A 15443-nucleotide genomic window follows, 5' to 3' on the forward strand; every position below is an offset into this window, starting at 1 on the left:
GTAAGTTACACTTTATAAAGACGACCAAGAACTAACATTGATTATTAAATCGGTTATCTATGTAAGGAAGGTGCAAAGTTCATTGAAAAAAGTACGTAAAGCCATAATACCAGCAGCAGGTCTCGGAACACGTTTCCTCCCTGCCACAAAGGCTATGCCTAAAGAAATGCTGCCAATCGTTGATAAACCAACCATTCAATATATTATTGAAGAAGCTGTTGAATCAGGAATTGAAGACATTATTATTGTCACTGGAAAAGGAAAAAGAGCCATTGAGGATCATTTTGATTTTGCGCCAGAGCTTGAGCGCAACCTTGAAGAAAAAGGAAAAAGTGAACTTTTAGAAAAAGTGAGAAAGTCCTCTAATATTGCTGATATTCATTACATCCGCCAAAAGGAACCTAAAGGACTCGGACATGCCGTTTGGTGCGCACGCAACTTTATCGGTGATGAACCCTTTGCTGTTTTATTAGGTGATGATATCGTCCAAGCCGAAACACCTGGACTTCGCCAGCTGATGGATGAATATGAAAAAACCCTTTCGTCCGTGATCGGCGTTCAGCAGGTAGCGGACAGCGATACGCATCGCTACGGGATCATTGACCCTCTTACCCAAGAAGGGCGCCGCTACCAAGTGAAAAACTTTGTTGAAAAGCCGCCGCAAGGAACCGCACCATCCAATTTAGCCATTTTAGGGCGCTACATTTTCACGCCGGAGATCTTTATGTACCTTGATCAACAAGAAATTGGTGCAGGAGGAGAAATTCAGCTGACAGATGCCATTCAAAAGCTCAATGACATCCAGCGTGTATTTGCCTATGATTTTGAAGGAAAACGATATGATGTCGGAGAGAAGCAAGGTTTCATTGAAACGACGCTAGAGTTTGCCCTTCAAGATGAAGAGCTCAAGAAAAAACTCATTCCATTTATGAAACAACTTCTTGAAAAAGAAGAAGTGAATTAAAAAAAGCTGCCGGCATCGGCAGCTTTTTTATTTGATCGCTGAAACGGTCAGCGTATGCTGTTCATTATCAATGACAAACAGGTTATGTTCGCCCTTTACTGCGAACTTCGTTTGTTTCTCATTCATCCAGACATTCTGTTCTGTCAGTCCAAGTGTTGAAGGAGAGATAGGCATGATCTCGCGGAACACCATCGTATTTGCCTGGCCATTTTGAATCACATAATCGGTTTTCTCAGTGGTCAGCCGCTCAACGGTATCACCTTGCTCACTTTTGACCGAGCTAAGTGTTTGCATTCTTTGCTTCAGCACAGACTCTTCTTTTCCAAGGAAAGAAAGTAAGTACTCATACGAACCCGCAGATGCGGGTGATACGTAGGAATTGAACTGTGCTGGTCCGATGGATAACGGCTTCAATTCATCTGCGTTTTGTAGCGCATCAGGTTTCACATAATACGTCTCTGATGCTGTTTTGATTTGAACGGCTTGTTTATTTTTAGCCACAGCCTTTACTTCTTGTCCAAACGATAATGTGACGTCTGCCTTTTCTTTCATGGCCCTGTCTGTATAAACCGTCATTGGATCTGCCTTAACTATGGCCTGTTGATCAATCTTTTTCATATCATCAGGGGCACCTTTTGTCTCATGGTTCGTTGACTGGGGCGCCTCTGTTTTACCTGAAGGAATTGCACCAAATGTCGCAAGTGTACGAAGCGGGCGATCCGAAAACATTGAAAGGGCAAGTAAGATGGTTAAAACAGCTATCATGGTCACTTGAAACGCTGGTCCAAAAAATGAACGTCGTTTCTCGTTCTCATGATAACGAGACACCTTCTCTGTCTTTTGTACGCCTTTTCGACCTTCTTTGTGCTTCAATTGGTATTCCTTTTTTTCTTTCTTGGAAAGCTTGTTAAACCAATCAACAAACTCCTTATACTCTTTCACAACCTTTTTCGTATCATCAAACATACGAAGTTCACCATAATGCATCCAAGCAACCCGATCACAGATTTTTTGGATTTGACTAATGGAGTGACTGACAAAAAAGATCGTCTTTCCTTGTTCTTTGAATTCGGTGATGCGATCCACACATTTTTGATAGAAGGTTTGGTCTCCTACAGACAGTGCCTCATCAATAATGAGGATATCTGGATCTATATGTGCTGAAATAGCAAAACCAAGACGGGATTTCATTCCGCTTGAATAGCTCTTTACAGGCTGGTCTATAAAGTCTCCAATATCCGCAAACTCTACGATTTTTTCATAAAGATCGTCAATTTCCTTATTTGTCAGACCCATCATTAAGCATTTTAAACGAATGTTGTCTTTACCGCTTAACTGATTGTTCAGCCCTGCCGCAATGGCAATTAACGATGGCTGGCCGTCCATATCAATCTCACCACTTGTCGGTGGAATGATTTTCGCTAGAAGGTTCGACATCGTGGATTTCCCAGAACCGTTGATCCCTACAAAACCAATCGTCTCTCCTTCATAGACATCAAACGACACATCACGAACGGCAAAGAAACCTTTTTCATTTTTATTAGGAAAAAACAGCCCTTTGATCTTGTCAGACTGCTTTTTATATAAGACGTATTGCTTGGATACGTTTCGAAACGAAACCTTTAGTTTCATCGTATAATCTCCTTACTTTTTAAAGAAAATCGACAAATTTATCCCTAAATTTCATATGAAGCAATGAACCGACTGTTAAAAAAAGAAGCGTAATCAGCCAGAAATAAAGCGTATATTTCACATCATGGAAGAACCATTCTCCCTTTAACAAGCTATTTCTGAAACCATCAATAATGTAGAAAAGAGGATTTAATCTTAAAATATCTCCTATCCATGCTTTGTCTCCAGTGAGCTTCTCTGAGATATTCCAAAAAATCGGCAGCAAAAAGAAAAGTAAACGTGTCACTGATTGTAAAAGAAATTGATAGTCCCTTACGAGTACACTAATTGTTGAATTAAACAAACTAAACGAAAACATAAACGCGATCATACATATAAGGTAGTAAATATATTGTAGCCAATGCGCGTCAGGATATATGCCATAAGAAATCAGCACAATAAGATAGACACCCATCATGACAAAATAGCTGAACAAGTTGGACATGATGACCACAGACGGCAGCGCACTAATCGGAAAATTCATTTTTGATACCATATTAATGCGTTTAAACACACTGTTTGATCCATCAAGGATCGTCGGACTAATGAAGAACCACGGTATTAATCCAGCAAGCATCCAGATGATAAATGGAACCTCCATGCCTCCAATGACAATTGGCTGTCCTCCGCGAATGCCTAAACCAAAAACAAACCAGTAAGCCAGCATTTGAATCAATGGATTTAAAAACTGCCATAAAACACCTAAATAATTCATCTGATATTTTGATTTTGTTTCATAAACAGCAAGTCGCATAATCAGCGAAAATGAGCTGATTTGCTCCTTCAGTATCGTCAACATTGCGTTCATTCTAATCTTCCTTAGATATAAGTTTTTGGGATCACTTTTTTAAAAAGCACCGCTCATAATTGTAACAGATAACGATTCACATTTCATCTTATAACAAAAGTCGTATCATTTATTCAAGAAACTAAAAATCCCCCTGAATCCTTGCGATCGTAGATTCAGGGGGCCCCTCAGATGTTAGATGATTTGATGCTCTTTTAAGAAATCAGTAATTCTTTTTGTATTTTGATTATCGTTAAAGCTATTGATCTTCAAATATTTTTCTTTATACTCATCTTCTACCACATACTGATGATCGATTGCATGTTTGACAATACGAATCAGGTCTTGAGTGTTATATGCAATTGGACCTGGTGCATTCTCTTCGTTCACAGGCGGAATGGCCTTGTACTGTCTAATTAAGTAATCTTTCTCTTCCCAATAAAAGATCGGGTAGGCTCCTCTATATTGCGCATCATAAATAGCAGAAGAATAATCTGTAATAAACACTTTCGACACTTTTAGCGCTTCTGAAGGGTTATCAGAAATAATATGTTTATACTGCGGTAAATTCTGATACACATATTGTGAAAATTTATTATGCGGTACAAGTAAAAGACGATCAAGCAAGCCTGCTTCTTCAAAGCTTTTAATGATTTTAATTAGAACTCTATAATAAGAGGTTTCCTCAATTCTATTCGTATAAATAAGCCCCTCTTCCCAATATCGGTAAGTTGGCATGAAGGCAATCTTATCTGCACCCTTTACTAACTTTGCATGGTCAAAGGTCGCAAGCCCGGTCAAAATTAAATCATCACGGTCATAGTTCATTTTATAAAACTCACCGGCTTCTAATTCAGAGCTAATGACTGATTTATAAATATTGTATTGGTTCTTGTCTTTATGGAATCCAAAAGCCATTGGATTATCAACTGGCTTAGCAAACATAATGCCATGCTGTAAAAATACGAGCGGAACACTCATGATTCTCTCTCTAAGATGATCAATATATAGTCTATCATTCAGAACATGGTTAGATAGCTCACTTGAAATAAAATAACTGGCATTAAAAATACTTAAATAGTGTCTCAGACTATATTTCGGAATGATTCCTTTTCCATATTTCGCCTTCAATGCTGGATATGCACTGGATTTCTTATTGAGAATAAAGTAATTCTTTGAGTCTGTTTGACAATTCTCTTGAACATAGTCATAAACCCTAATAGCTGATTCATCTGCTTTGTCACTCTTTTTCTCAAAAAACAAATTGACACCATATTTTTTGTCTTTATAAAACGATGATAAAATGCTCGCTACTTTTATTTTGACCTTACTAAATAAAGAATATTCCTCAGAATAAGGAATAATAGTTGACGTGACATTTCCAAAAAGATTTGTTCTTAGTACTTGTAGCTTGTCCCCATTCTTTTTCGTGATATATGTCTTAACCTTTTTATCTCTTTTTTTCAATCTTAAACTATGGATAATCCGGTGATCATTTCCTACGAACAAGTTATTGTGGATTCTGCTATCTAAATCAAGATCATTTAACGAAATTTTAAAGAAGCCATATCTTTTCAGAAACTTGATCTTTCTAAATGGTCTTGTAAATTTCGCCAATTGGTGCTCAGAGTTTCTAATATAAAGATATTCATACTTCTGGTCTGAATTATATGCGTAATGAGTCAGTCTTCCATAAACATAGAAGCTATTAAACAAACTAAAAATACGTAATCTAGAAGTGTGTTTTGTGACAAGATATGGATTTCCTCTTACTAAATAAACACCATTTGTTCTTACATATATGTAATATCTTTGTTTATTTATCACTAGAATATTAAGAATGTTATCTTCTTTGAATTGCTCTAATGTATCTTTACCGAAAATCTTAAGCGGCTGATATGTAGGAACGAGTCTAAAGTTGACGATTTTCTTTTGCTCAGTTACCTTATTTAGAATTTTGATTTGATTACGGTTATTTACAGTCACTTCAATATCTTTATGTTCCTGCATCACATCAAACAAGATTTTTCTAACATTTAGTTCTTTATTTTGACAATCGTACGTAATAACAAAGTGGAAAAGACCATATATGATAAAGGAGATGTCCACAAATCTTTTTTCTTCTCCATCAATGGCTAAATCCATTTTGTAATTTTGATTGATCTCATCTACATTTAGCAGCCCTGAGAATAACAACAGTTCCTTTTCTCCACTGTACAAGCCATAGCGGTCTAATCCTAATTGTTTAACATAGATTTTTTCAAATTGATTGTTAATTTCAATTGAATGTATTTGTTTTGGCTGAATCATGTCAGAGCTTTCTTTCAAGATATACAAATTTTGATCCTTAGCATAGAGATAAATCATTTCATTAGAATGATCTATTGTGGATTCAAAAATCATTTGATCCTTTACATCAATTTTACAAATCCACTTTGAATCGTTTACATTTAACTCTTTAAATTCAAAAGTGGACAACTTCTCTATTTCGTCAATATATATTACTAGCTTATGTTCATCTAAATTTAGAATTTCTATAAAATTATGATAAAGTTTGTACATTGAAGCACCTCTATATTATTTTCAGCATATTTACAATACCGGATAATCTTATCTAAATTTAGCATGTTTACTGTTAAATTTCTATGTTTTTTTATTTTTACCATTACTTTTAAATATGTGTACAATGGAATAAAAAAAACAAAAAAGTACCGTTCTACATGAGAGGAACGGTACTTTTTTTACTATTTTTCAGAAAACACTACTTCCACCACACGCTTCGATGACTCTCCGCTCTCTAGGTAGCAGAATTTTTCATAAAACGGCGTAAATGAAGGTGGTAATGTAAATGTCGGCTGTTCTGTTTCTCTTACCCATTCAATCACGCGTGATGTTTCTTTTACAAGTGGTCCTGGTGCTTCTTGTTCAAAGTCGAAGTAGAATCCTCTGAGCTTGTCACGATATGTTTCGATGTCTGGTACATAGAACAGCATCGGACGTTTAAGGTTTGCATAATCAAAGAACACGGAAGAGTAATCTGTAATGAGTAGGTCGGAAATCATATAAAGGTCTCGAATGTCTTCGTAATGAGAGAAGTCATAGGCAAAGCCTTCATATGGTCCGAGATCAAAGTTTTCCGCTACTAAATAGTGCATACGAAGGATGATGATATATTCTTCTCCGATAGATGCTCGTAGCTCATGCAGATCAAGGTCTAAATCAAATTTGTACTGCCCTTTTTTATAAAATTGATCGTCTCTCCATGTCGGTGCATATAAAATCAATTTTTTATCAAGCGGCAAGTTCATTTTTTGTTTGAGCGCTCTCATTGTTTCTTCATTGTTTTGATTGTGAAGGAAATCATTTCTCGGATATCCTGACTCAATCATGGTCTTTTGGAATTGGAACGCACGGGTAAAAATTTCGGTCGAGTATGCATTAGGAGAAATCAGATAATCCCAATTCGATGCTTCTTTCGTGAAATTCTTTTTGTACTTCTTCGTGTTTGTTCCAGGCATATGCACTTCGTCCATGTCCATCGCCAGTCGTTTTAATGGCGTGCCGTGCCATGTTTGTAAGTATTGGGTGTGTTCTGGTTTTGGAACCCATAGCGGCAAACGACTGTTTACGACCCAATACTCAGCTCTTGCCATTGCAAAAATCCATTTCAATGACAGACGATTGATATAGTAGATGCCTTTTTCTTTAAATGGTGCTTCATGACCTTTTTTAACACTCCAGATCAGCGTATATTCAGGGTGATTTTCTTTCATATATTCATAAATAGCACGCGGGTTACAGCTGAATTGTTTCCCATTAAAGCTCTCAAAAATAACGGTTTTCTTTTTGACGGACAGTTTACTCGCCAGTGTAAAGGTCGTTTGGAAAGTACTTGTCACAAGGCGATTGCGAACTTTTTTAATCTTACCCACTTGCTTCTTGAATTTCTTCCACTTGCTTTTTACGTAGTACTTAGCACGTGTCTTCATGGTGTAATCATTTATTCGGATGCCTAAAGTTTGTCTTTTTTTCTTTCTGTACACTTCATATCGAATTGGTACATCGTTTCTTTTATGAATTTGAACAAGTCCTTTGAGTTTGTTTGAACGATCTCCAAGCACTAAAGAAGTTGTTGTTAACGTTTCTTCCACTCCGTTAACATCGCAAATAAACTCAAAATAGAAGCGATAGACAAACCGTTTGTTTAAGGAATAAGTTAACTCCTCTAAAGGAACTTCTGCTGAAAATTGATACAGTTGTGGTGTTTGATGGTCGTCACGATATTGAATGACTTCATCTTTTTTATGTGTCATCTTGACAGGAAAACGATGCTCAACTGGTTCCTCACCATTTTTCTTCAATAGAAGCTTTACTTCTTTGATCTGATAAGGATGCTCTGCACTTAGAACGCCTGCATACCCAGATAAAGATAGCGTGCATTCTTTGTTGAGCTCGATGTGATGGAATTTCACAACTTTGAGCTCCCGTTTGATTTTCAATGAAGCATTGCCTTTGTCTGTACGATATGGAATAACATACAACAGCGCTTCTTTATTTTCTAAAAATGTCAGCTCTGGCGTTTCAATTTCCATTTTCAAACGACGTTTATAATATGGTGTTTTTTCTTCTATTTCGGAAGTCGCGCTGGTATCCGCTTCTTTTGCGTCTTCATCCTCTTCTTCCGAATCAGAATCATAGGCTGAGTCTTCGAGCTCGTCTTCGTCCTCTTCTTTGTTTGCGCTCAGATAGTCCGTGACATATAAGTTGTATGTCTGGCCTTGCTCTAACGCAAGCGGAAGCGATGCTTCACTCAGTACCAATTTGAATAGATTCTCTTCTTGATGAACAAGCGGGAGGAATAGTTCTTGTTTTGAGACCCTTTCCCTCATAAACAGATAAAACTCTCTATCTGCTAATGGCATGTCATCGTAGATGCGAACGAGCATTTCCAATTTTTCATGATGATTTTTTAAACCTTCAACGACACTCTTCTTATGGATTCCCTCTTCAATCATTAATCGTTAATCTCCTCTGTTCAAAAATCTTACCGTTATTTGTATCATTATTTTACTTTCCAAGAATAGTTCCCCTGTTTCGTTTGATACGACCAACCATCAATTGAAGATGGTTTATTGGTAAGGAGCTCTCCCTCTACTTCTAGACGTTGCAAAACTTCTTGAAGTTCTTCTGTTTTAAAGCGGATGTAAAAATCCACAAATTTTGTTTGGTTGGTTTCGATGTTTTTCTTTGTTTGAAAATGACCAATTGGGAAACTGACTTGATCATTCTCATCAATTGTTTGAGAAATGATTTTAGCTCCATTCACTCGATCATATCCTGCAAAATCAATTTCCACATGATCCGCTTGGCTCATTTCGTCTGTCATCTTAAGCTGAAGATGAAGAACATGGTGTTCAGAGCTAAGATCATGCAGCACCCATTTCGTGCGATCCACGATCTTTCTCAGCTCATCTTTACGTATACGGTTTTCCAGCATCTGATGAAGTACTGTTTTCCAAGCTGACATTTCATCAGAAGGCACATGGTAGAAATAAGTTTGTTCTCCTAAAACCTTCTCAACATCTTCTTTATGCTTAGTATCGCCAAAGAAGACGGCATCCACTTGCTGTTTTCTTATTTGTTTGAATAATTCTCCATATTGAGAATTGATATGGTGCGGATTTTCCTCATAATGGGCTTCATGCACAAAAGCAGCATAATAAGTTGATTCCGGTTGATCTATTTTAAACAAATGGCGGTCCTGGTCCCGGTCCTCTGTGACCATCAGTTTTAACCGGTCATTTTGTAATTGAATGCTGGATAGCCATTGTTGTTTTATATCCGTCTTCTTTGTAAATGTTTGAATTCCTGTTTTTTTATACCAATTAATGTGACGGACTGGATTCTTTTTTGCATCACCAGCATAGATGATCTCCATAAAAATGCTGCCATCGTCCTTGATCAATTCTTCTAAATAGAGAGCACCTGTATGAGGAACAAAGCTTTGAACTCTGCGTAAAGCTCCCTGCCAATTGTATTCTTCTCTCTTCACTAATTGCTGCTCTTCATTATATTGATCAATCATACAGATTGGGGAAGAAGGCAGTTCATATCTCGTCACCTGAATGGTCGATGTATCTGCCGGGATAACTGCTTCATTGATGGATTGAGGTACTTCACCCGCAATAAACTCCGAATAATACCTTTTACTTCCGCTCTCTGGCAGAATGTAATGTTCAAATACATTCAGGATGTCAATTTGAGGATGAAAGGTCTCCTCCAAGCGGCGAATACGTTCCTTCACATTTACATCGAAATTCAAAGTTAACATCGCAGTACGTTTATGTTTCTCAGCCAATGGCTCTATTCTTGCTTTTAAAGACTTCGTTAAGCCGTCTTCCTCATTTGGTACGTCACCTACAATAAAGTAGTAGTCCATGTCAGGAATTTCAACTAAAGTCATCGTTTCATTTTGTTCAGGTTGATCCAATGTATCTTCAACTTTTTTCTTCATCCAATTTTGAAACAAAGGAAGCTCTCCTTAAAAATCATGATAACTTGCTCATTGTATTTTACATGAAAAAGCACTTCTCACCAAAAGATAAGAAGTACTTTTTTTCGATCTATTAAAGTCCCGCAATTTCTTCCTTAATTTGAGTTGTCGAGATACCTTCTGTTCTCTTCAAGTAAACGACTTCGCAATGCTCTTTCAAGAAATCGAATTTACCTTCCCAGTCATCTCCCATGACAAAGACATCAATGTCATGCTCTTGTACATCGCGGACTTTTTGATCCCAGCTGTTTTCTGGAATGACTTCGTCTACATAACGAATGGTTTCTAAAATCAGCTTTCGATGCTCGTAGCTATGATAAGCCTTTTTGGATTTTTGTAAATTAAATTCATCTGTCGAGATGGCTACCACTAAGTAATCTCCAAGCTGTTTTGCACGCTCTAGCAGCTTGATATGCCCCCAGTGTAATAAATCAAATGTACCGTAAGTAATAACTTTCTTCATTGCAAACATAAACTCCTTTCTTCATCCTTATTCGACTGCTTCAAGCAGTAATGTTTATCCGTAATCCTTTTATCTTCGATCGTGTTTTTCGCTCTTCGGAACCTCATTATATCACAGCGCCTAACAAACGTTAAGCAGATGTAAAGACAAACTATTTCCAATTTAATGGGCACGGAACGTAAAGTCCGAAAAATCAATGTTTTATGAAGCACCTTCCATATGAAGTTATCAAAATGTCACGAAATTTAAAGGATTGTAAAGTTATTGTTAATATTTCATGGAGCAACTGTGATAAAATGATGAGTAGGCGAAGAATGAATTTACAATGAACGTTTCATAGATAACAAAATGAAAAAGGAGGTCTGAACAATGCAAACAGAAGTGGTCTCTAACCTTTCTTATGTAAATGGTGACTTAGATGAATTTATTAACTATATCAACCAGCATCATATTTCCCAGAGAAGAGGCGCCATGATTGCGACAGTGAATCCAGAGATCGGCTATGCTGTCATGAAGGATGATGCATATCATCAAGTCGTTTCTTCCGCGGATTATGTACTGCCGGATGGTGTAGGTGTTGTGTTGATGTCACGCATGACGCAAAGTCCATTGAAATCAAGAATTGCAGGTTTTGATGTGTTTATGTCTATGCTTGATCTTGCAAACAAGCAATCTAAAAGTATCTTTTTATATGGGGCGAAAAAAGAAGTGCTCGAGGCTGTCAAACAGCGAATTGATACGGAATATCCGAATGTGGTGATTGCAGGCAGCTGTGATGGTTATCAAGCGGATAAACGATTTGTGGCAAAACAAATTGCTCGTTCAAAAGCAGATATGGTGTTTGTTGCTTTAGGTTATCCAAACCAAGAGAACTTTATTTATGAATACCGTCATTTGTTCCCGCAAGCTGTTTGCATCGGTTTAGGTGGAAGCTTTGATGTATTTAGCGGAACGGTGAAGCGTGCACCACGCTGGATGATTAAAACAAATACGGAATGGCTGTACAGACTCATTGTCAATCCGTGGAGATGGAAACGAATGCTGAATATCCCAAAGTACGCTTTTGCCGTATTAAAAGAAAACAAAGGGAAAAAGCGCTACTATCCTGAGCAAGTAAAAGATCAGACGAAGCAGCTGTGAGAGACTGATACATGATGAATATACACTCAATGATCATCTCATGCTATGCAGCTTTTGTTTCTTTTGCTGGATGGCTCATGAGCGGCGTGAAACCTCGTGACAATCAGGTGACGCTGCTTGTTTCATTCCAAGAGAATGCAGCTGCTCTCATTGATACTTATCAACAACAGGCGAATATGACAATGAAGCTCACTGTCCTCTATACGAAGCATGCTTCCGTGATAGAAAAGGACGTGCCTCATGTGTCATTTCGCTATTTTCATGAAAAAAATCCCATCCATCTCATTCAATGTATCTATACGATGCTAAAAAGCAAAGTCGTCGTCACAGATAATTATTTTCTGATGACAAGTGTGCTAAGAAATAGACCTTCTACCACTTGTATTCAAGTGTGGCACGCCAATGGTGCTTTGAAAAAGTTCGGTCTTGAAGACGCTTCAAATCATCACCGTAGTTCTCGTGATCTGCAGCGTTTCAAGCGGGTCTATGCGTCTTTCGATTATATCGTTACTGGCTCAGATCACATGCGCGAGATTTTCAAAACTTCATTTGGCGTCAACGACGATCGTTTTTTGCCAACAGGTGTCCCCTTCACAGATGCGTACTATGATGAGCGCCCTATTTCCTTTCAGACGGATATTTTTCCAAAAGGCAAAAAAGTGCTGCTGTATGCGCCGACCTACCGGGACTTTGCAATGGACGGTCTTGTCTTACCTTTTTCTAAAGAACAATTGCAGAGAGAGCTGAATGGTGACTATATCCTGCTCGTCAAACTTCATCCTGCAGTGAAACACCTAGCCAAAGCAGAAACAGATGGTGAGTGGATATTTGATGTGTCCGATCAGCCGCTCTTTCCATTGCTCTCTGTATGCGATGTCCTGATTACAGATTATTCGTCCATTGTGTTTGAATATGCGCTGCTCCAAAAGCCTGTGTTGTTCTTCACTTACGATCTAGAGACTTATCGCACAAAACGCGGCTTAGTCGAACGTTATGAAGACATCATTCCAGGAAAGGCTTGCGTCACTCAAGATATGCTCTTAACGGAGCTTAAGCAGCTAAACGAATCAGCCAATCAAGACTTATTGAAAACCTTTGCTGAGGAATGGAATCAATATTCAAAAGGGGAATCAAGTCAGCAGCTTCTTTCCTTTATTGAACATCAGCTGTTACACAAAAAACGTCCGGCTTCTCATTAAGAAGCACGGACGTTTTTTTATTTGTTATACACGGGGATATCATAATACAGCGTATAGTTATCAAGTAAGTTATACAAACTATACATACGAGTGACCTGTTTAGAAGCCCAGCCAATATCTGTTGCATATTGGTGAGTGGCTGTCGCAGACCAGCGCATTTTGTAAATGGTATCTTGTTTGTATGTGGCATTATTGATGTAGCTGTTGCCAATGAATTTTGCCCCGCCAATAATGGCTGCCTCTGGTGTGAACCATTGCTGTTCATACGCATACTTTGCACCGAGATAATTCGGGTTGCTGTCATATGCACCAATGCCATACATGTTGTACACGATTTTATCATTAAACTTCGTACCGTTCGCTAAAATGGAACTGCCGTTGCCTGTTTCAAGCAATGCATGTGAAATGAGATAGATTTCGTTAATATGATACGTTTTCGCTGCTGTGATAAAGGCTTGTCCTTTTCCGGCAAGAATGCCTTTCCCTGCTAAAATCTTCGTATTCACTTCAGTCGGGTTGAGATTTGCAGCTTCAGAGAGTTTGAGAAATTGAAAATAAGATTGAGTGCCCTCCGCGATATTCGCTGGGTCTACATATTTTAATACTTCTGCTGAACTCGCATTTCTCCAGCCGAGGCTGATCTTGATCCAGTTGCCTTCTTTTCCAAGCTGCTTCACTTTTGTCCCTTTGTTCAGCTGTGCGACGATGTTGCTAGCCGAACTTGAATCAGGTGTAGAACGTACATTTAGCCCGTCTGTATTCACTGTGGACGTCGCTGGGTCTACATATGTCGCATAGACATAGGCTGCACCATCTGTCTGCGGTGACACCTTCATTTGTTTGTTTACCATCTCATTGACTGTGAGGTTATAATTCGTCTGCATCACCATTGGACCATTTTTGATTTTTGTCGCTGTGGCTGTCCAGCCGTATTGGCTTTTCACAAAAGCAATGGCCGCATTCGCATTTGGTAAACCTGTAAACTGCTGTGTGATGTTGATTTTATATGCCGGTTTTGTCGTTGTTGTATAAGCAGCTGGTTCATTTCGCTTTTTGAAGAATGTCATGCCTTGATCTCTTAACGTAGCAGTCGAAATGACCCCTGTTTTGATCTGATATTGACCATAATCAGTTGCTCCCGTTTTTTGAGCGGCTGCTTTCATTTTTTGTTTGGTTAAATAACTTAAGGCTTGATTCAGTTTTGTCTGATTCACAGTCGCCTCTGTCGTAATACGGTATTGCTTAACAGCTTCTGTTAATGTTTTTGTACTGCTGGCAACTCCATTTTTCTTGATGATCTCTTGCGCTTGCTTTACTTTGCTTTGATCATATACAGGGGTTGTCATTAGGCTGTATGCTTTACTGACAGCTTGTCCCTTGCCTGTTGTGATGCTGCTTGTCACCTTTTGTGCTTTTAAGTATGCAGCACCTTTATTTACTTTTGTCTGATCCGTTGCTTGATTCACAACAAGTCGATACGTGCTGTCAGATGCTTTGCCTGTTTTTTTCATTGTGGCGGATACTTTTTTCTTTTGGAAAAATGCCGTTGCTTTTTTCGCTTGATCATCGCCCAAAAGATTCCCAGTCACTACTTGATATGGCTGTGTAGAGGAGATCTTTTTAGACGTATAGCGCCATTTCTTTTTCTTGAAAAAGGCAACTGTTTTTGCGTAAGTTGTGTCATTTAATTGATTGAGCTTTACGATATAATTTTTCGTTTTTCCTACTCGCTGCACAGTACCTGACGCACCAGCTTGTTTCTTAATCTGAGCCGCCGCTGAGGCTGCTTGCTTACTGTCTTTGAAATAGCCTGATTCCATGCTATATACATTTTTAACAGCTCCAGCCTTCTGAATCTTTCCGCTAATTTTCGCTTCTTTTTGCAGCTGGGTCAGAAGGGTTTGCGCTTTAGACTGATTCGTTTGTGCAGCAGATGTGACGATGTAATACGGTTTGCCTGCTGCTACCGTTTGGAGTACTGCTTTTAAACCAGATTCCTTTTGAAAACCTTGCAGGATGGTATTTGCCTTACTCTGTCCAACCAAATTGCCTGAGATCAGCTGATACACAGTGCCCGCTTTGTTTTCGGTTTGATATGTACTAGTGACTCCGGCCTGTTTTTGTAGTTCGGTTTGAATATTTTTGACTTTCGTTTCAGAATCAATGGCTCCTGAAATGACCTGATAAGATGGTCTGCTTTGATTGATAGCTTCATACGTGCTATTGAGTCCTGATGTTTTCGTCAGCTCGAGCGTCAGTTTTTTCGCCTGACTTTCATCGTTGATTGGATCAGATACGATTTTCTGTAAAGGAAGGCGGTCACCTACTGGAGACACCGTACCGCTCATGCCTAACTCTTTTTTTAATGCAGCGGCACTTGCATTAGCTGCTACTTGTGAGTCATATCCTGAGGCAGTTAGCTGATAGGTCGATGTATTTCCTGACGTTTGATAAGTGGCTGTCCATTTCTTATCCTTTTTCAACGTGTCAACCGCTTTTTTCACTTCTGCTTCTGTTGTAAATACTTTTGAGGTGCTAATCGTATAAATGGATTGATCGACATAGGAGGCTGCTTGCACTTCTTTGCCTGTGTGTAATGTCATACCAAAGGCAGCTGCGAGTAACATAATCTTGATGGTTTTTTTCACGGTCCCTGTCCCTCTCTT

The 15443-nt window shown here is 38.6% G+C and carries 10 protein-coding genes; 3 read left to right on the forward strand and 7 right to left on the reverse strand.

Translation table 11 applies throughout. The annotated features are described in order from the left end of the window. The first annotated feature begins 82 nt into the window (after positions 1–82). Positions 83–964, forward strand: coding sequence for a UTP--glucose-1-phosphate uridylyltransferase GalU (gene galU, locus NST01_RS16815; protein WP_008343198.1), 882 nt, complete (start codon positions 83–85; stop codon positions 962–964). Positions 965–991: 27 nt separating this feature from the next. On the opposite strand, the gene tagH is transcribed toward galU, so the two are convergent. The 6 genes from tagH to tagD form a co-directional block, all read right to left on the reverse strand. Then, the gene (gene tagH / locus NST01_RS16820) at positions 992–2596 is read right to left on the reverse strand and encodes a teichoic acids export ABC transporter ATP-binding subunit TagH (protein WP_046344607.1); all 1605 of its coding nucleotides are present in this window, start codon (positions 2594–2596) and stop codon (positions 992–994) included. A gap of 19 nt (positions 2597–2615) precedes the next feature. Then, entirely contained in the window at positions 2616–3443 is an 828-nt protein-coding gene (locus tag NST01_RS16825; protein WP_008343200.1) for an ABC transporter permease, read from the reverse strand. A gap of 174 nt (positions 3444–3617) precedes the next feature. After that, positions 3618–5984: a CDP-glycerol glycerophosphotransferase family protein gene (locus NST01_RS16830; RefSeq protein ID WP_039956073.1), complete on the reverse strand. Its 2367-nt coding sequence runs from the start codon at positions 5982–5984 to the stop codon at positions 3618–3620. Positions 5985–6166: 182 nt separating this feature from the next. Further along, complete coding sequence (locus NST01_RS16835) at positions 6167–8437, reverse strand: CDP-glycerol glycerophosphotransferase family protein (protein ID WP_017359982.1); 2271 nt, start codon at positions 8435–8437, stop codon at positions 6167–6169. Positions 8438–8484: 47 nt separating this feature from the next. Continuing rightward, positions 8485–9951: an alpha-glucosyltransferase N-terminal domain-containing protein gene (locus tag NST01_RS16840; protein ID WP_035389701.1), complete on the reverse strand. Its 1467-nt coding sequence runs from the start codon at positions 9949–9951 to the stop codon at positions 8485–8487. Between the two features lie 97 nt (positions 9952–10048). Next, positions 10049–10438, reverse strand: a complete 390-nt coding sequence (gene tagD, locus NST01_RS16845) for a glycerol-3-phosphate cytidylyltransferase (protein WP_008343212.1) — start codon at positions 10436–10438, stop codon at positions 10049–10051. A 369-nt stretch (positions 10439–10807) separates the two neighbouring features. On the opposite strand from tagD, the gene NST01_RS16850 reads away from it, so the two are divergent. Continuing rightward, the gene (locus NST01_RS16850) at positions 10808–11578 is read left to right on the forward strand and encodes a WecB/TagA/CpsF family glycosyltransferase (RefSeq protein ID WP_046344612.1); all 771 of its coding nucleotides are present in this window, start codon (positions 10808–10810) and stop codon (positions 11576–11578) included. 11 nt (positions 11579–11589) lie between these two features. Beyond that, on the forward strand, positions 11590–12777 hold the full coding sequence (locus tag NST01_RS16855; protein ID WP_326114927.1) for a CDP-glycerol glycerophosphotransferase family protein: 1188 nt from the start codon (positions 11590–11592) through the stop codon (positions 12775–12777). A gap of 17 nt (positions 12778–12794) precedes the next feature. Here the strand turns inward: NST01_RS16855 and NST01_RS16860 are convergent, their stop codons facing one another. Next, positions 12795–15425 (reverse strand): N-acetylglucosaminidase, encoded by a 2631-nt coding sequence (locus tag NST01_RS16860; RefSeq protein WP_326114925.1) that lies wholly within the window; start codon positions 15423–15425, stop codon positions 12795–12797. Positions 15426–15443 lie beyond the last annotated feature (18 nt).

The organism is Bacillus sp. FSL R7-0166 (assembly GCF_038008935.1).
Taxonomy (GTDB): domain Bacteria; phylum Bacillota; class Bacilli; order Bacillales; family Bacillaceae; genus Bacillus; species Bacillus altitudinis.